This window comes from Clostridium sp. Marseille-P2415 (assembly GCF_900155545.1).
GTDB lineage: Bacteria > Bacillota > Clostridia > Lachnospirales > Lachnospiraceae > Lacrimispora.
Window position 1 is genome coordinate 559,276 of sequence record NZ_LT732525.1, and the last position, 17,287, is coordinate 576,562.

15 protein-coding genes and 1 pseudogene are annotated in these 17,287 nt (G+C 45.9%); 3 read left to right on the plus strand and 13 right to left on the minus strand.

What is annotated here, in order from left to right; genetic code table 11:
• Window positions 1–167: 167 nt before the first annotated feature.
• Window positions 168–1,796, minus strand: coding sequence for an IS1182 family transposase (locus BQ9856_RS02680; protein WP_077609594.1), 1,629 nt, complete (start codon window positions 1,794–1,796; stop codon window positions 168–170).
• A gap of 102 nt (window positions 1,797–1,898) precedes the next feature.
• Complete coding sequence (locus BQ9856_RS02685; protein WP_139348637.1) at window positions 1,899–2,105, minus strand: hypothetical protein; 207 nt, start codon at window positions 2,103–2,105, stop codon at window positions 1,899–1,901.
• Window positions 2,106–2,152: 47 nt separating this feature from the next.
• Here BQ9856_RS02685 and BQ9856_RS02690 point away from each other — a divergent pair, with 47 nt between their 5' ends.
• The 3 genes from BQ9856_RS02690 (at window position 2,153) to BQ9856_RS02700 (ending at window position 3,476) form a co-directional block, all read left to right on the plus strand.
• Complete coding sequence (locus BQ9856_RS02690; RefSeq protein ID WP_077609595.1) at window positions 2,153–2,512, plus strand: sigma-70 family RNA polymerase sigma factor; 360 nt, start codon at window positions 2,153–2,155, stop codon at window positions 2,510–2,512.
• Window positions 2,509–2,739: a helix-turn-helix domain-containing protein gene (locus BQ9856_RS02695; RefSeq protein ID WP_077609596.1), complete on the plus strand. Its 231-nt coding sequence runs from the start codon at window positions 2,509–2,511 to the stop codon at window positions 2,737–2,739. Before BQ9856_RS02690 ends, BQ9856_RS02695 begins: the two co-directional genes overlap by 4 nt.
• A gap of 527 nt (window positions 2,740–3,266) precedes the next feature.
• Window positions 3,267–3,476 (plus strand): hypothetical protein, encoded by a 210-nt coding sequence (locus BQ9856_RS02700; protein ID WP_077609597.1) that lies wholly within the window; start codon window positions 3,267–3,269, stop codon window positions 3,474–3,476.
• Here the strand turns inward: BQ9856_RS02700 and BQ9856_RS25615 are convergent.
• The 11 genes and pseudogenes from BQ9856_RS25615 to BQ9856_RS24445 all read right to left on the minus strand — a co-directional run bounded on the left by BQ9856_RS25615 (window position 3,447) and on the right by BQ9856_RS24445 (window position 17,120).
• Window positions 3,447–3,740 carry a helix-turn-helix domain-containing protein gene (locus tag BQ9856_RS25615; RefSeq protein ID WP_077609598.1) on the minus strand — a complete coding sequence of 98 codons (294 nt, stop codon included), beginning with the start codon at window positions 3,738–3,740 and terminating at the stop codon, window positions 3,447–3,449. The genes BQ9856_RS02700 and BQ9856_RS25615 overlap by 30 nt on opposite strands.
• A gap of 116 nt (window positions 3,741–3,856) precedes the next feature.
• Window positions 3,857–5,494, minus strand: coding sequence for a recombinase family protein (locus BQ9856_RS02715; protein ID WP_077609600.1), 1,638 nt, complete (start codon window positions 5,492–5,494; stop codon window positions 3,857–3,859).
• Window positions 5,491–5,634, minus strand: a complete 144-nt coding sequence (locus tag BQ9856_RS24440) for a hypothetical protein (RefSeq protein ID WP_159441929.1) — start codon at window positions 5,632–5,634, stop codon at window positions 5,491–5,493. Before BQ9856_RS24440 ends, BQ9856_RS02715 begins: the two co-directional genes overlap by 4 nt.
• A 66-nt stretch (window positions 5,635–5,700) precedes the next feature.
• Complete coding sequence (locus BQ9856_RS02720) at window positions 5,701–7,017, minus strand: 2-hydroxycarboxylate transporter family protein (RefSeq protein ID WP_139348638.1); 1,317 nt, start codon at window positions 7,015–7,017, stop codon at window positions 5,701–5,703.
• Window positions 7,018–7,051: 34 nt separating this feature from the next.
• Complete coding sequence (locus BQ9856_RS02725; protein WP_077609602.1) at window positions 7,052–8,224, minus strand: NAD(P)-dependent malic enzyme; 1,173 nt, start codon at window positions 8,222–8,224, stop codon at window positions 7,052–7,054.
• 235 nt (window positions 8,225–8,459) lie between these two features.
• Window positions 8,460–12,092 (minus strand): hypothetical protein, encoded by a 3,633-nt coding sequence (locus tag BQ9856_RS02730; RefSeq protein WP_235839129.1) that lies wholly within the window; start codon window positions 12,090–12,092, stop codon window positions 8,460–8,462.
• A 373-nt stretch (window positions 12,093–12,465) separates the two neighbouring features.
• Window positions 12,466–13,980 carry a VanW family protein gene (locus tag BQ9856_RS02735; RefSeq protein WP_139348639.1) on the minus strand — a complete coding sequence of 505 codons (1,515 nt, stop codon included), beginning with the start codon at window positions 13,978–13,980 and terminating at the stop codon, window positions 12,466–12,468.
• Between the two features lie 4 nt (window positions 13,981–13,984).
• Window positions 13,985–15,283, minus strand: a complete 1,299-nt coding sequence (locus tag BQ9856_RS02740) for a redoxin family protein (protein ID WP_077609604.1) — start codon at window positions 15,281–15,283, stop codon at window positions 13,985–13,987.
• A gap of 177 nt (window positions 15,284–15,460) precedes the next feature.
• Entirely contained in the window at window positions 15,461–16,246 is a 786-nt protein-coding gene (locus tag BQ9856_RS02745; protein ID WP_268875577.1) for a hypothetical protein, read from the minus strand.
• Window positions 16,247–16,600 (minus strand): annotated as a pseudogene (locus BQ9856_RS25085) (FeoB small GTPase domain-containing protein); the annotation flags it as partial.
• 370 nt (window positions 16,601–16,970) lie between these two features.
• Window positions 16,971–17,120, minus strand: a complete 150-nt coding sequence (locus BQ9856_RS24445; protein WP_159441930.1) for a hypothetical protein — start codon at window positions 17,118–17,120, stop codon at window positions 16,971–16,973.
• Window positions 17,121–17,287: the final 167 nt, after the last annotated feature.

A 17,287-nucleotide genomic window follows, 5' to 3' on the forward strand; every position in this document is an offset into this window, starting at 1 on the left:
GGGGCTGTCGCACTAGTTGATTAAAATCAGCTGGTGCCCAGCTCTTTTGAGTGCTTTTAGAGTTCATTTTTATTCTGGATTTACGAACAAAGAAAAATAGCAGACAACTACTATACCTCTGATTGTTCAGCGGCTTTTAGTTGTCTGCTATTTAAGGTTTTTTAAATTTATGCGCTTTCTTTAAGGTTAAACAGATGTGTTCCTGTACATTCTCTTTGGATCTTATGGTGCAGCTTATTCACGTTGTGAGCCATTGCAAGAAGAACGCTTTCCGCAAGTACATTGTTTTTCCCTCTGCATAGATAGCGATGGAAATTCATATCTGTTTTCACATCAGCAAATGAACCCTCAGCCTGGATGCTTCTGTTCATTCGAAGCTGACAGCCTTCATCAGAGAGAATACGTTCCAGATCTTCTGCTCGTTTTTGTTGGAACACCTTTGATACTTCAAGCCGTTTTACTCGTTCTTCAAAAGGTATCTTACTGTTGTTTCCTTTGATACATTCCCTTTTGTACGGACAATCATAGCAGTCCTCACAGGTATAGATGTTTTTTCTGATTACATAACCCGTTTTGCTTTTCCCTTGTTTCGTACCTGTTAAAACAAGTTTTTTCCCGGCTTTGCAGGTATAGCAGTCGTTTTCTGTGTTATATTCCATGTTTTCTCTGCGGCTTATATCTGTTTTATATTTTCGCGTCTTGGAAATCTCATAGTTTGCAGGCTTGATGAATGAAACCTGTTCATTTTCTTCAATATATAGGTAATTCTCCTCGCTTTCATATCCAGAGTCCGCTACGATGTTTTTATATTTGAAATTTAAATGTTCTTCCATATCTTTCAGAAATGGGATCAGTGTTGTGGTATCTGTTGGCTGTGGCCCGATCGTAAGCCATGTGATGTATTCCGAATCCACACCATGCTGAAGGTTATAGCCTGGCTTCAGCTGTCCATTCAGCATCGCATCTTCTTTCATTCGCATAAAGGTTGCATCTGGATCCGTTTTTGAATAACTATTACGACTACCGCATTGGTAGATTTTCTTTGTGTATTCTTTCAGCTTATCCAGATATTCTTCTAGTCGCTCAATTGAGCGCTGCAACTGTGTTTTACGTTTTCCGATTCCATGGACGAATTCAATTCCTTCTTCGGCTTTGATCTTATAAAGTTTTTTGCGGAGTTTCTTTACATGACACAGTTGAACTTGATTATGGTACACAACTTTAATACCGTATTCTTCTTCACATTCTTCTACAAAAGCTGCAAGTTTTTCTAACAGTTTTGCGAGATTTTTAGTCACTGATTTTTTCCAGACAAACGTGTACTTATTCGCACAGGCTTCAATCTTGGTACCGTCAATAAAGATATCCTTTCCGGAGATTTCACCAAGTTCAAACAGCAGGACAGACATTTGAGCTAACATTTTCTTTGAACAGGAAGAAAAATGGAGTGAACGGAATCTGGCAATGGTGGCATGATCCGGAGCTTTGGAATCCTCTAATAAGAACATGAAATTAATGTCACGATGACAGGCTCTTTCAATATCTCTTGCAGAATAGATGCGGTTCATGTAAGCATACAGCATAATCTTCAGCATCTGTCTTGGCGTTGCAGTATTTTTCCGAATTCGGGAATAAGTCGAATATAACTCTGAAATATCCATCTCCTCTACAACCTGACTTAGCAAACGCACAGAATCATTATCTGGGATTATACAATCGATATTTAATGGTAGTTTTAATTGATAAAAATCTTGAACCATAGTATAATCTTTTTGTAGAATTTTATTTAGTAGCATAAATATATTTTACACCAAGAGCCGGGCTTTACAAAGCCCGGCTCTTAAATTTTTGCAAGCAAAGAGGCTGCGCACTAATTACTTAGTGCGACAGCCCCTTTTCTATGCACACCATTTCTCTTTATATTTCTCAATTCGTTTGTTTTCAGGAATCGGATATTCCTTTGGCCTTTCGGAAGATAGCGCTTCGGTTCTTACCTCCAGCGGTGTTTTACAATGATATCTATCTTGAGGACGCTCTTTTCTATAAAATCTTATATAATCCTTTATTGCATATCTCAATGATTCTTCATCCATGATTTCATACATTTGGTACATCTCTGTTTAATCAGTTTGATTATATATGCAAACGTGCTATGGAAGATGAACGGAAGGACTACCAGAGATACATTTCAAGATTATCCAAACATGAAATATCGTTTTCTGATATGGGGGATTATCTCGTCAGTCAGTTTTCAAACGTAGATAACTATGCAACTGATTTTCACACTTTCACACTAAATGGCTCGACTATAGGTGTGGAAAATGATTTATTAAGTGAAGCATTAAAAAGTCTGACGGAAAAAAAACGAGAAATTATTCTGCTCTACTACTTTATGGATATGAATGATACTGAAATAGCAGAAATGCTAAAACTGAACCGATCTACGGTCTATCGTCACAGAACCAGTGGACTAGCCTTTATTAAAGAGTTTATGGAGGAGCATACGGAATGAAAACTACATATCCCATGGTCTCCTATTCTGTTATCGCAGCGGCAACAGACGGTGATACGGAGGCTATCAATCAGATTGTGAAGCATTACAGGGGTTATATCGCCAAAAGATCTCTCCGCCCGATGAAAGACGAATACGGGAATCAGCATATGGTTGTTGATGAAACTTTACGAAGCAGAATGGAAACCAGACTGATTACTAAGATTTTATCTTTTGAAATTAAATAACCATAATTCCTTTCGTGGAAGCGTGCTGATACGCTCCACGCTTCCCGAACGGTGAAGTTTGTCTTGTCATTCTGTCAAAGCATACTGCCATCAGCGTGTTTTGACAGGCTGTCAAGTCTGCTGTTCTTTGAAAATCAAATAAAAGCAATCGAATACATTTCAATAGGGAGAGAGCCGACGGACTGACACGCCATGACCCGAAAGGAGGGAAAAGAAAGAGCGATTCCTGTCAGTGTTCCGTAAGCCGCCTTTGGCAAGGCTGCCGCCATGACTTCCCTATTGTGATAATGATACTCCCGTACAGCCATAGCCCGAGCGTGAAAGAACCGTCGCAGGCAATAGGTACGGCTGCATGAGAACCATGCAGGGGTGAGATTCCCGTGAGCTTTGCCAGAGCTGTTCGATTTGCTTCATAAATAACAGCGAAGCTGCGCTTGTAAAAGAGACTGCTTCATGCATGTATAGGACATACAGATATTTTCATAACATGAAGTATCTAACTTTACATTATCAGAGGGAGGGAGTGAATGAAAAAGAATTGTATTCAAAACGTCATAATTCATGTTCCTGACGATATGGATCTTCACGCCCTCTCTGACAAAATAAATGAATTTCATATAGAAATCATAGAACGTAAACTGCATAGTTCTAACCTAACAAACCAAGAAAAAGTAGCTGTCATAGATAAAATACTGGAAAGCTTAAAATTACGGGAACAAGATGGAACAATCAAATAAGTGTTTGTAGAGCCGCCATATATGATAAGGTGGCTTTGCTTTCTTTTGTTCCCAGCTCCTAAGCGTAAAGTGTTTCACACCCATAAGCTGTGCAAGCTCCTGTTGCGATAAGCGGTTCTTTTTCCGATAGGCTTTTAACCTTTCGGCATAATTATCATAGCTGGTATCAGTTACTGGTATTACTAATTCGGCTGTTTCTTCATAGTCAGCACCAAGGAACAATTTTGTTTCCCTTTGTATGGTTGCGGAAAACGTCCGTTGCATGGAACAAAGTTATTGGTGATCATGGCGATCAGGCGTTCTCTTGGGGAATCAATAATACGGCAGCCAATGATTCCGGCCGCATTGCATCCAAAGCCCATACACATGAATGAGGAAATTTATGCTATAGTTGTTTTCTTTTCCATCGGAGCTGCTGCTCTGTAATAGATCCGGATCGTCTGGCATTTATGGCCCTTCTGCCCGTTTCCTTCCCCGCTGCCCTGACAGATCTCGATTTTTTCAATGAATTTTCCCAGCACTTCGGGTGACAGGCCCTTTTTCCGGTTAATTTCTTCCATCAGGCAGGCGAGCAGGTAAACTCCCTCAAGACCGCCTTTCTGTGAAGGATGAGGTCTTTGGACCGCTGAAAGGCCAGTTGTAATTTCTTTTTGTTCCTTTTCATAGGAGTCCATCATTTTATAAAAACGTTCCTCCCCGATTCTGCCGTTTACCCGGTCCTCATAGAGTTTGCCGATGATGCATTGAATCTCTTTTTCCCGTTTCTTAAGGGCTGACACCGCCTTTTTTTCACCGGTCGGTTCCCTCCTGCTAAATGGCTCCTTAAGCGCTTCGACGATTTCTCTCTTTTCCCCTTCTGAAAATGTAAGAAGAATGCGGAGTTCCTGTAATACGATTTCATAAAGGAGTTCATAATCCATAAAATGATTGGTGCACTCCCGGCTTCCATACAGCTTATATCTTCCGCATACCAGCTTGCGCACCCCCTCTTTTCCCCTGGCCCCTGTGGTTGACATGCTCCGTCCGCAGTCCGCACATCTGGCGAATCCGGAAAACAGATTGGAAAAACCGGTTCCCGGCGGATTTTTACGGGATATGCTCCGGTTTCGCACACGTTCAAATACCTCCTGTGATATGACCGGCTCATGCTTATCCTTCACAACAACCCACTCTTCCCTGGGCTTTTTAAGAGTTATTCCGCTTTTAAAGGATACTTTCGCAGTTTTCCCCTGAACAATATGGCCTAAGTATACGGGATTATTGAGCATTTTACAGATGGTACCTGATGTCCATTCCTTTCTCCTGGAATAATCGTCCGGGTTTAAATAAGGCCGCCGGGCGCAGCGGTATAAGGCCGGGGGAAGCACGCCTCTCTGGTTTAAGGATTTTGCAATCTGGGACGGCGCCGCTCCTTCCTCTGCCCTCTCAAATATTTCCCGGACAATGGGAGCGGTTACAGGGTCAATGAGAAGGTGGTTTTTGTCCTCCGGGTCCTTCTGGTATCCGTAGGGAGCAAAATTTCCGATAAAAGCCCCTTCCCTTATTTTTGTCTGAAAGGCACTGCGGATCTTCTTTGAAGTGTCGCGGGCATACATTTCATTTACTATATTTTTAAAGGGAGCAATGTCGCTCCATGGACCGGCAGAATCGTATCCATCGTTGATTGCTATGTAACGGACTCCCCTGGACGGGAAATAAATCTCGGTATACTGCCCTGTCATGATATAGTCCCTTCCAAGGCGCGATAAATCCTTGGTGATCACCAGATTCACCCGTTTTGCTTCAATGTCTTTTAACAGCCTCGCCCAGGCCGGGCGTTCAAAATTCGTTCCGCTGTATCCGTCGTCCACATATTCTCCGTAAATCCCATAACCGTTTTCCCCGGCGTAAGCGCGAAGCATCTTCCGCTGGGTGCTGATGCTGGCGCTTTCACCGGTTCCGTCGTCATCCTTTGACAGACGCATATAAAGGGCTGCTTTGTACTGCGCTGCCGGGCTGTCTTCACGGACTGCGGTCATGACCGGTCTCCCCCGGACTCCTGCCGCTTTTTAAGCAGCTCCAGTACCAGTTCTTTGACTGTTTTTTCTCCTGCAAAGATACGCTCCACTTTTACTGTTATATTTTTCTCTTCATAGGTTACCTGATTCAATGAATCCATCTCATGCACCTCCTGAAAAATCTTATTCAGGCAGGTTTGTACGATATACTGCGATCCATTGCATCTCTATGACAGGATGCGAATTAAAAAACTGGCCGTTATGAGAATGACAGCTCCGCCTAACCTGGTGGCCATCTGTGCAAAGGGGATCAGCCCCATTCTGCCGGCAGCGGACAGAACCGCAATATTTCCGGTTCCTCCCATACTGTTGGTACAAAGTCCGGCGGTGATGGATGCCTCTACCGGATAGAAGCCCACCAGTTTTCCCAGAAGCCCGGAACAGATGGCTACCGTCAGTATGATAACCACACAAATCAGCAGATACACCGGTGTCAGCGCCGCAGCCAGCACTTTTAAATCTAATAAGGCGATTCCGATTCCTGACAGAAGGGCATTTGTCAGATTCTTCATGACAAACTGGCTCCACTGTACAGCAGCATTTTCATATTTTTTCGGAACCATGCCCGAAATCTTGCAGATGACTACAAGGATGATCATAAAAGCATAGGCATGAATATTCGGGAAAACCTGATTGATCAATACCCCCATGGTAAAGAATGCCATGGCAAATATCAGGCCTGTGCCCATTGCTTCAACATCAAAAACCGCTTTTTGCTCATCTCCCTTTTTATCCTTATCAATGTCCATCAGTTTTCCGTTTCCATTGATGGCGGGAACCGCAGTTCCAAGCTTTGAAATCAGTGCCGCACAGATAATGGCAAGAACATTGCCGATCGCGGAGGCGGGAATCATCCGGGAGATAACCTGCGCGCTGTCAAGACCGGTCGCATTTGCATAGATGCCGGACAGGGGAATCACTCCTGCACCCATTCCGCCACTCATCATGGGCATGGCAATATAAAGGATTGTTTCACCGAAGCCGTAGCCGGTTATCATTCCCATTACTCCGGCCATTAGGATGGCACATGCCATGGAAAGGAAAGAAACCGGAAGGAATCGGATGGCAGCTTTTTTTAACAGTTCCCGATTCATTCCAAGGATACTTCCTGTAATGAGCGCCGCGATGTAGAAGTCCAGAAACCCCACCTCATTCATAAAACTCTCACAGTTTTCCGTAACGCTGACAGGCAAAAGCCCAAAGGTTGCTAACGCAGAGGACGCAAAGATACAGAACACGGCCCCGCCTCCCAGATAGGAGCGTACCAACGGAATCCTGCTGCCCAGCAGATTAAAAAGACTTCCCAATACCATCATAACTGCCAGAGCTCCCACCATATTTTTCGGCAGGATCTCCAGCTTCGCAGCAAATAAAATCAGAAAACTGATTAATGTATAGACAGGAAGAGACATACCCATGACCGTAAAGCTCTTAATACTTTTCTTTTTAGCGGCCGTCTCTTTTATAACTTGTGCATCCAGCATTCTTTTATCCTCCTGATTCATACCCCTGTTTTATTTACAGCTTTGATACGCCTTCCTCAACAGCTGCCCGGGCAACCGCCTGGGCAACATGTTCGGCCACCCGCTTATCAAAAGCACCGGGAATGATATATTCCTCTGTCAGCTCTTCCTCCGGAATGATATCCGCGATCGCATAGACAGCAGCAATTTTCATTTTTTCTGTTATATCCCTTGCCCGTGCATCAAGAGCACCGCGGAAGATCCCTGGAAACACAAGAACATTGTTGATCTGGTTCGGGAAATCCGAGCGTCCGGTGGCTACAATGCGCGCACCGCCCCGCATCGCCTCTTCCGGCATGATTTCCGGAACCGGATTTGCCATGGCAAAACAAATCGCATCCTTTGCCATAGCAGATACCATATCCGCCGTAACTACTCCAGGCGCGGACACGCCGATAAATACATCACGGCCTTTCATGGCGTCTGCCAGATTTCCATGAAGCTGTTCCCTGTTTGTTTTACCTGCCATCTCTCTCTGGGCCTGATTCATCCATTCCTCACCCGGAGCCAGAATTCCATTTTTATCTACCAGAATGACATCTTTCATACCGATTTCCATGAGCAGCTTACAGATAGAGATTCCGGCGGAACCGGCTCCATTGATTACGGCCCTGGCCTGATGGATGTCTTTTTTCACCAGCTTTAAGGCGCCTACCAGTCCGGCTGATACAACGATTGCAGTACCGTGCTGATCATCATGGAACACCGGAATGTCCAGTTCTTCCTTTAAGCGTCTCTCGATTTCAAAACAGCGGGGCGCTGAAATATCCTCCAGATTGATTCCTCCAAATGTGGGGGCAATCCGTTTTACCGTCTCGATAATTTCCTCCGTATCCTTTGTATCAAGACAAATCGGAAATGCGTCGATATCTGCAAATGTTTTGAAAAGGATGGCTTTCCCTTCCATAACCGGCATGGCCGCTTCCGGTCCGATATCCCCCAATCCCAGAACCGCTGTTCCGTCCGATACGACTGCTACCAGATTCCCTTTTGCCGTATAACGCCAGACATCTTCCCGGTTATCCCGGATTTTCCGGCATGGCTCTGCGACCCCCGGTGTATAGGCCGTACTTAAATCCTCCCTGTTTTCTACTCTGACTTTGGAAACCACTTCGATTTTTCCTCTGTTTTGTTCATGCATTTCCAGCGCAAGCTTGTTGTAATCCATAATAATTTCTCCTTTCACGTTTTAAGAATCTTCCTTCTTCCGGATTTCACTTTATCACACATTATCAATTTAAAAAGTTTTGGAAAATAAAGAAAGACTTTGGAAAGTTAAAAAAATAGAAAAACAGAACGTATGAAAAAAGGTATGGCCACTTATCTGCCATACCTTTTTGTGTTTTTAGTTCTTAATGAATCACCGGTAGTTTGATATGAAACGCTGTCACTGCCCTTTGTGCCTACTGCCCCATCGGCTGTATACCCACTTTCGGGAACGCATTGCGCAGGGCGATCCTGGCCATATCAACCTCTTCCTGGCTCTCCGGCCGGGCCAGAACCTCTTCTGCATTTTTAAGCTGCTGTTCTGCCTGTTTGATCAGGGCTTCCGGATACAGGACGGGATCAAAGGTATAGCTCTTCGCATAATCGATCAGCCTGGACAGCTCATCCGTATGTACGCCCTCATTGTTTTCATAAGGTCCTGTCATCAGGTCGATGCCGTCTACCTGATAGGTCCCCTGGGCCACCTCTATCTTTACGCTGTGCTCCCCGTTGGCCAGCCCTTCCTTCCAGCAGGAGGTCTCCCGGTCTCCGGTGCTAAGGGTTGCTGCATCGGTACTCTGTCCGTCTACGGTTACCTTAATGGATGCTGATCCGGATTTTCCAAACACATCAAATCCGGTCCCTTCCGGAACCACGAATTCCATGCTGCTTCCTGCCGGCATGGATGTATAGCTCCGGTTATAGTAGGCAAATCCCTGGCCAATGTTGTGCTTTACACTTCCATTCCAGGATATGAGAGGCGACGTATCATCCAGTTTGGAGGATGCAAAGGCAGTCTTTCCTTCAACGGGTATAACCTCCAGGTTGTCAAATCCGGTGTTCCAGAACCCGCTCATCAGGGTTATACGCCCTGTCATAACAGGACTTTCCTGGTCCGTAAAGCTTCCTGCTTCTTCTCCATCCACATACATGGTGATGGCATTTTCGTCTGCCTTCAACTGAAGCCTGTGCCAGACGGCAGTATCAAAATTTTCAAGCTTTCCGGATTTTTTGACCGTATTAAAACGGAGCAGTTCCCATTTTCCGCTGTCATAGATCTTTGCCCGGTAAGCGGCTCCGCTGGAGTGAACCACCTCGCGTACGCCCAGAACGGCAAAATTATCTCCATAGCCGTTCCCTTTTGTGTCCAGCTTCACATCGATCCCTGCCGTGTAATTGGCCCAGCGGTGGTCCCCCAGGACCGTCCATGGGATTCCTGTGGTCTGGCTGCTTTCATCGCTTCCGCTTCCCCATGGATTCCAGTTATAAGGCCGGTTATCCCCATTTATGACCTGAGTCAGGACATATCCGGTATCTTCTGATTTGCGTACCTCAAAGGCTCCTTCTAAATCCGTGGTGAATAACGGTGTTCCGCCTCTTTCCCCCACAAAGGAATCCTCATAATCAAAGGAATCCCGGTAAGGGAGCTCCAGGACCGTACGCTCCACACCGGAATCATTCTGACCGCTTGTATAGCTGGTTCCACGGTCTGTCAGACTTGTCAGTGTCAATACCGAATACGGTTTTACGGTGAGCTCAATGGTTGAGGTTCCATCTTCATTGACGGCAGGAAATGCTTTATCTGTTATCTTTTGGAACCAGTTGGCATCAAACACTTCCCCTCCATCCGGTCCCCTGGTTTCCCATACATTATAAGGTTTTCCGGCTGTTTTCAGATTTTTTAGGGTCAACCGGTACTTTCTCTCCGCTGATGTATTGTTAGCAAATACGATCGAGTAATCATCTGTTTCCGGGTCCTTTACCGCAAGGCGGGTATCGGTAGAGGTATCTGCCGTAATGTCACCGTCTCCCGTGGAACCGTCGGAATAGCATGCATCCGGAAGGTATTTCCAGTCACTGTCCGCAAACTGCATAAAATGCTGTACCATCTGAATGCCTCCGTCAGCCTCATAATAACCGGACCATGGGTCAAACGCACCGATCAGCTGTTTCGGACTGTAGGCGCTTCCTTCATAAAATGCTCCAATAGCCGGCTGGAATAAAAGCTCAGTCATATGGCTGGTGTATCCGTCCGCATTTTTATACGCATATGCAGCGATAAAACGTTCCGCCATGGCTGCAATGCTGCCGGAACCGCCGATCCCGCCCCGGCCCGGATCCACATTGGCCCGGTAACAGGCATTGATCATCGGTGCGGTGGATTCCCCATACCAGACTTCCTTGCCGTATTCCTGATTCAGTTTCGTAAGGTTTGCACTTCCCAGCCAGATCTGGTAATGGTCGGAAATAACGTCCACCAGATCTCTCAGTTCCGGATCCTTCATCAGATAATCCACGGTCGTATTCATCCCTCTGTATAAATCTGCTGCAACAATTTTGATTTCTCCGTAGTCAAAGGCTCCGATCCCATTTTCTCCGTCTTCTTTAAAGCGCTGTGCGCAGTATTTGATCCACGCGAAATCATCGGCATAATCTTTTCGCCTTTCATTTTGCCCGGGGCTTACCTCTGTAATCTTATAGCCATAGGTTTCATAAACCGCATCAATGGTCCTGCGGTACCACTGGTATCTGGCCTCATATTTGGGATTTTCATATTCTTCGTACCCGATTCCCTCCTGAGTCCATCTCGGTTCCCCCCAGCGGAGAATTTCCACGGTAATGCCGGGATTGATGGATTTCGCATCCGCCGCAAAGGAAAAACCGGCTCCCCGTTTTACATTGGGCACCTCATCCGGAGAACGCATGGTGGCCGGCTCGGTTCCGGATGAAGAGTTCACATCCGCACCCATTTCGATCTTTACATGATTTAATCCGGCACCTTCTTCCTTATCAAACAGAAGCTTCATCATCTCCCAGTACCGGTCCTCATGGAGCGCCTTATAATCCATCAGCAGCCTGGAGGTGTTATTGCAGGTAACGGAGCCAAATCCGCCAAAGGTATTTGCCTCATCAATCCGGCTTCCGTCAACGGTAACCGGGATCCTGTCCTGAGAAGGAAGTTCTTCCTCAGCTTTTAAAATGGTAAATCCGGATAATACTGCATCCTGGCCCGTACCGGCCTTCTTTTCGAAGGTCAGGATCACCTCCTGGCTGCTTTCTATGGTGAAGCTTCCCACGGCTGTATCCACACTGTTTTTTGCACCGAGGACACCCGTATCCAAAACATCCGTTCTGGTCTGCCCATCTTTATCGGTGTAAGTGACTTTCATATTGACGGATCTCTGATAATCCCCCCACCATTCCGCAAATTCACCTGCCGCGATATAGGTTCCTGCCTCCAGAGGGAGCTGATAGGATATGTTCCTGCCGGTTTTTGCATAATACCCGGTGTAGCTCTTGGTATCCTTTAAATCTGCTGCCACTCCCTTTGCGCTCACGTCAGTGTTAATAACGCTGGTATAGCCCCATGCTCCGGCCCCATAAGCCTGGTCGGGTACGGTATTTTTTAACAATGATGCATCTCCCTTTTCTTTAAAACGCTTAAAATCAGCAGATCCATCCGCAGCAGACACATTTGCATCCACCAGATACACAACATTCTTTGGTACTGCCAGAACCGCTGCAGACACCTTCTGCCCATTTTCCGCAATGGTTCCTGTTACCTTTACCGTACTGCCTGCATTATAAAAAGAACCGTTTCCGCTTATCTCCCATGTAATGTCCTTTGGCGTCTGGATGGCTGCACCTTCTTCCACGCAATTTACGCTGGCTGGAAGTTCTTCCAACGCAGATGCCTTTGACGGAATTTCACCGTCCTGAACTACATACCGGGCCCCTAAGCTGGTAAACATGCCCGTCCCCGGTAAAACGGCCGCGACCATGCCTGCACACAGCAGGATGCCAACCGATTTTCGGGCCAATTGTTTCATCCCCACTTCTTTTTCCTCCCTCAATAAAAGATTTTGTTATCCATTTTTCTTTCAACCTTATTTTACCGGCATTTTTGTAAGTTTTGAATGCAAATAATTATAATCTTCCTTTTATTTATAGTTATTTTTTACATGTTTTTTTCATTTCCCCTGGATGATATTTAATAATATGTAATATTTTTACATTTTCCTGTACTTTTTTATATTCCGGATTATTACTATTTTAAACAGCATAAAACAGGGTATCCCAAGGGCCGTTTCATACCCCTGGGATACCCTGTTTTATAAACTTTTTTTCTACTCTTCTGCTGACATTCCATATAGACAGGCTGTCTTCCGGTTGGGACTGCCTGTCCGCGATGACAGTATTCCCTTAATCTGCCGCTTCCGTCTTAGGAATGTTGGCCCCGGGTCCTTTAACCTCCGGAGCCTCTGTAGCCTCCGTAGCTTGAGGCTGTGTTTCCTGCGTGGCCTCAGGCAGGGTTTCAGCCGGTATCGCCGTAGTATTTCTCTGGATCACAGAAGATTTTCCTTTGTAGGTGCTGTTATGAAGAGGTTCTTCCTTTATCACAGCATCTCCTTTTTTATACACCCGGTAGCTCTTATAGACGCCGCCGGTTGTACCCTTGTCCATTACTTTTTCCGTTCCGTAGGGCAAAGCCGTATTTTCTTCATAAACAGGTGCCGGCGGTTCCAAATCCCGGACCTTTTCCGAACGAATCGTTACTTTCAATCCATCCTCCAGTACCGGAAGCCCTACAAGGGAAATTTTTAATTTTCTCCCTTCAAGAGCTGCACGGACTGCTATGGTATGGCCGCTGGTATTTTTGAATTTCAGGTCCGGTCCTGCATAACCGTCAAAGCTGACCATGGCATCCTGCCCCTTTTCCACATAGGAAGGCGCAAAGCTGTGGGCATTGCGCTCTGTGGTTTTAAAACCGCCTTCAATGATTGCATGATATAAGGTGGTGGACACCTGGCATACACCTCCGCCCGGTTCTTCGATCAACACCCCGTTCCGGTAAGCGCCTGCAGGCTGGTAGCCTTTTTCCCTGGTACGGTTTCCGGTCGTATTGTTGAAGGAAAATTCCTGCCCCGGCTTTAAAATAAGACCGTTGACGGATTCCACCGCAAGGCTGATATTCCGGTTCCGGTTTTTATTATCCGTTGTGGTGGTCGTAAAGGTTCCGATCACCTTATATTGTTCTTTTGCCTGAGCCTGGGTTCTTTCCGGAGGAGTCTCTGTAAACTCCGCCGCGATCTCGGCCTGGTAATTCTCCTCTTTTACCGCATCCATCAGCTGTTCCACCAGCTTCTCCTGGTTTAAAGACCGTCCGTTCTGTTCTTTGGTGTAACGGTAGGTACCGGTTTCCTTATCAAAGGATTCCAGTTCAGAGCCGGCTGCGCTTTTGTCCCAGCGCTTAGCAAGTTCGGTCACCTGCTCTGCAAACGGCTCTCTCATGGCCTCATAGTCAATTTCATACTGCTGTGTCCGGTCTGCAGGCGTTTCTCTTAACTGTTTTCGAATGGACTGAAGCTGCGGCTCCAATAAGTTGTCCATTAAGACCGCATCTGTTCCGTCACGGACCGCCAGTTCCCACTGGTACCGCTCTTCCAGCGTATCTTCTGCCTCTTTTACCGTAAGTCCTGTTAAATCTGTCTGCCCGACCCTGGCGGCTGTAAGCTTCTCATCCAGGGCGTTCATACGTTCACTGTCTTCTATTTTCGTACCGGCCTTAAGGCTTTCGGAGCCAGCCCTGCCTGCATCCTTTAAAACAAGGGAATATAGAAGCCAGGCTGATGACAGGGCTGATAAAATCAATACACCATAAGCTATGTTTCTATTTCTTCTTCTGATTTTGTTTCTTCTCGCCCTGTACTTATCCATGGTATCAGTTTCGCTCTCCTTTCATAGTCTGTTCAATGATACTGTGCATGGTATCTTCGGAAAGCTGACCGCTTGCATAGCCAAATACGTTCCCATCCCGGTCGATCATATATGTGGTCGGGAAAGAGAATATTCCGTAAGCGGTAAACAAATCCGCATTGGTATCCATCAACACCGGATACGTATATCCGTTTTCCTCGAGGAACTTTTTAATTCCCTCCTCGTCTTTTTCGTTTCCATAATTCGGAGCTGCAACTCCCAGAACGATCAGTGCATCGTCCCCTTCTGTATCATAGGTTTCATATATCTTCTGGATATCCGGCATTTCTGCCCGGCACGGGGGACACCAGGTCGCCCAGAAATTTAGAAATATGGTCTTTCCTTTATAATCAGAGAGGGAATGGGTGTTACCAAACTGGTCCTTCAGGGTAAAATCAATGGCCGGCAGCGGTTCATCGGCGTTTTCCTCTTCTGTGCTTTCTTCGGATTCCGCAGCGGTTTCCTCTTCCGCAATGGTTTCCTTCCCGCTTTCCGTATCCGAAGCCTCTTTTGTCTCTGTTACCGATGGAGCCGGAATGGCGGACAAGTATCCGGTCACCGCATTCATTTTCCCGGTAAACATCAGCGCTCCCATGAATACCATAAGAATGCCGCCGGCTTTTACCGCACTCTTTGCCACGCTGCTGTGGGTTTTAAAAAACGCCAGGACCGTTGTGGTAAAAAATCCGACTGCCAGAAACGGCAGGATAAAGCCCAGGGTATATACTCCGATCAGAGTAAAGCCCAGAGTCTTTGTAGCGGCTGATGCCGCCATAAGGAGCACACTGGCCAGTGCCGGTCCCACGCAGGGCGTCCAGGCAAAGCTGAATGTGAATCCCATGATCAGGGCAGTGAGCGGAGACATCGCCAGCGTATCAAAGGAATACGGCAGTCTTCGTTCCCTTCCCAAAACATTAGAAGCGCCGAATAATCCAAGCTGGTATAAGCCAAACAGGATCACAAGGATTCCTCCGAACCTGGCAAACAGCAGCTGGTTGGATTTAAAAAAACTGCCTAGGGCGGAAAAACCAAGCCCTAACAGGAAAAATGTAAAGCTGATCCCAATGACAAAACAAACCGTATGCAGCATGACCTTGCTGCGTTTATAATAAATCCTCCCATCTTCTCCTCTTACTCCTGTCCCTCCTGACAAATACCCGATGTAAAGGGGGATAAGCGGAAGCACGCAGGGTGAAAAAAAGCTGATCATCCCCTGCAGAAACACGGTCAAAACCGGAACGCCCACATCAATTGAAAATCCCAAACCCGGTACCTCCTTTTAACATTATGCCAAGTTTTATTCTAATTTCTACCACATTTTCTTCTAAGTTTCTGTACTATTTTTAGTTACAGTTTATAGCTGTAACTATACCATTTACAGTTAAATGTGTCAAGTATTATATAGCAATATTTAACAGGAAAAATGCATAGATTTCTTCTGTCACATGGTCAGCGCCTGCTTCCCGCACGCAGAGCACCGCTTAAAGCAGCGGTCTAAGTTAAATGCCACTCTTGGGAGATATCCAAAGTCTTCCAAAAGAGTAAACAACGGGAAAAAGATTGCCATAGGAGGAAGCATTACCGATACCACCCAGGCCAGGACCCGGTAGACTCCATGAATGAGAAGATTTGAAATAAGAGCCGGCACACCTGCCGTTTCCGCCATTCTGCTTAACCATTCTTCAAAACGGAATAACGTGGTGCTTAAAAGTTCTGACGGATAATTGGCTCCCGTTATGGTGAGCCAGAAGATTCCCAGCAAGATCAGGAACATAATGGGGAAGCCTGTAAGCCTGCTGGTAAAAAACTGGTCCAGCTTCCGGTCCCTCCGGTTGTAGGTCTGATTCTCATATACCACAACACCTCTGCATAAATATTCTGCCTTTTTTATAAAGACAGCAGCCATATCATCACTTGCTTTTTCCTGGGTGATTCCTCTGGCCTTCCACTCGCTGTGGATATCATCAAGACATGCGGCAACTTCTTCGGATTCGGCAACCGGCTGCAAGTATTTCCTTACAGCTCCAATTAAGTTCTCATTGGCGTCTAACAGTCTGGCACATAACCAACGGGGCTCTGCCTTTCCTTCGGATGCTATTTCTACTGCCGGTAATAACCTGGCTATGGCTTCTTCGATGTATTCGGGATAGCGGATAAGTATGTTTTTTTCTGTTTCCTCCTCTTTCTCATCAAAGCATTGTCTTAAGCCTATGTAAATCTGATCCAGGCCCTTTTTGCTCCTGGCTGCCGTCCCCGCTACCGGAACGCCCAGGCGCTGCTCCAATAAATCCAGCCTTATGAGGATCTTCTTCTTTTTGGCTTCATCCATAAGGTTTACGCATACCACAACATTTGGAGAGGCTTCCATGATCTGCAGCACCAGATTCAAATTTCTCTCCAGGCACGTAGCATCACAGACCACCACTACGGCATCCGGGTTCTCAAAACAGATAAAGTCCCTGGCCACTTCCTCTTCCGTGGAATGCGCCATTAAAGAATAGCAGCCCGGAATGTCCACCATAACATATCCCCGGGAACCATCGCTGCACCAGCCCTGGGCATTGGCTACGGTTTTTCCGGGCCAGTTTCCTGTCGGTTAATTTGTTTAAAGGTAAATACAATTTCATTTTATAATACAGGACTTTCCACTAACTATCAATATTAAGTTCTCAATGTACCACCTTCTTTCACAAACTCTTCACAATTCCATCAAAAATTTGTCACATTTCTCCAGTATATTAAAAACTGCAAAAAGGCAATGACCTTTTAATATAAACTTTTTTTCATACAGCCGGCAGGACCTCCCCAATCTTGCCGGCCACCTCCCTCTTAAATCTCGCTATATCCGCCGTTATCGGCTTCACTAACCTCCTCACTCAACGTTCAATCATCAGTCAAAGCTATGAGCTTGTCCATGCATGCCGGATTTATCCGGCTTTCTCTGGCTTCCATCAGCCAGTTCCCTGTTTGCCCTCTTCCTCTTTTTTCTTGAGGCTTTTCAGAGTAATTTCTACCCCCTCTTTATCCCCGATAATTCTTGCCAAGGCTTCAAATGCCTTTACCGGATCAGCAGCGTTTACTGTGGTAACAGTATCTCCCATGGTATCAACTCCTTCCTGGTTAAGTGTATGAAGCACAGTTTGTACTTGTTTCTTATAAAATAGATTGTATTATCCTCACCCCATTTAAAATGAGCTGCTGCATAATAAACGCATGAGTAAATAAATAATGAACAAAATCATTTTTTCTGTTATAATGGAAAGAAAAC

What these genes read in the sequence shown, in the direction of transcription:
- BQ9856_RS02730 (WP_235839129.1), bottom strand. Translation starts at nt 12,092, where the DNA reads ATGAAACAATTGGCCCGAAAATCGGTTGGCATCCTGCTGTGTGCAGGC.
- BQ9856_RS02720 (WP_139348638.1), bottom strand. Translation starts at nt 7,017, where the DNA reads ATGCTGGATGCACAAGTTATAAAAGAGACGGCCGCTAAAAAGAAAAGT.
- BQ9856_RS02680 (WP_077609594.1), bottom strand. Translation starts at nt 1,796, where the DNA reads ATGCTACTAAATAAAATTCTACAAAAAGATTATACTATGGTTCAAGAT.
- BQ9856_RS02700 (WP_077609597.1), top strand. Translation starts at nt 3,267, where the DNA reads ATGAAAAAGAATTGTATTCAAAACGTCATAATTCATGTTCCTGACGAT.
- BQ9856_RS02735 (WP_139348639.1), bottom strand. Translation starts at nt 13,980, where the DNA reads ATGGATAAGTACAGGGCGAGAAGAAACAAAATCAGAAGAAGAAATAGA.
- BQ9856_RS24440 (WP_159441929.1), bottom strand. Translation starts at nt 5,634, where the DNA reads ATGGATTCATTGAATCAGGTAACCTATGAAGAGAAAAATATAACAGTA.
- BQ9856_RS02725 (WP_077609602.1), bottom strand. Translation starts at nt 8,224, where the DNA reads ATGGATTACAACAAGCTTGCGCTGGAAATGCATGAACAAAACAGAGGA.
- BQ9856_RS24445 (WP_159441930.1), bottom strand. Translation starts at nt 17,120, where the DNA reads ATGGGAGATACTGTTACCACAGTAAACGCTGCTGATCCGGTAAAGGCA.
- BQ9856_RS02685 (WP_139348637.1), bottom strand. Translation starts at nt 2,105, where the DNA reads ATGTATGAAATCATGGATGAAGAATCATTGAGATATGCAATAAAGGAT.
- BQ9856_RS02695 (WP_077609596.1), top strand. Translation starts at nt 2,509, where the DNA reads ATGAAAACTACATATCCCATGGTCTCCTATTCTGTTATCGCAGCGGCA.
- BQ9856_RS02690 (WP_077609595.1), top strand. Translation starts at nt 2,153, where the DNA reads ATGGAAGATGAACGGAAGGACTACCAGAGATACATTTCAAGATTATCC.
- BQ9856_RS25615 (WP_077609598.1), bottom strand. Translation starts at nt 3,740, where the DNA reads ATGCAACGGACGTTTTCCGCAACCATACAAAGGGAAACAAAATTGTTC.
- BQ9856_RS02715 (WP_077609600.1), bottom strand. Translation starts at nt 5,494, where the DNA reads ATGACCGCAGTCCGTGAAGACAGCCCGGCAGCGCAGTACAAAGCAGCC.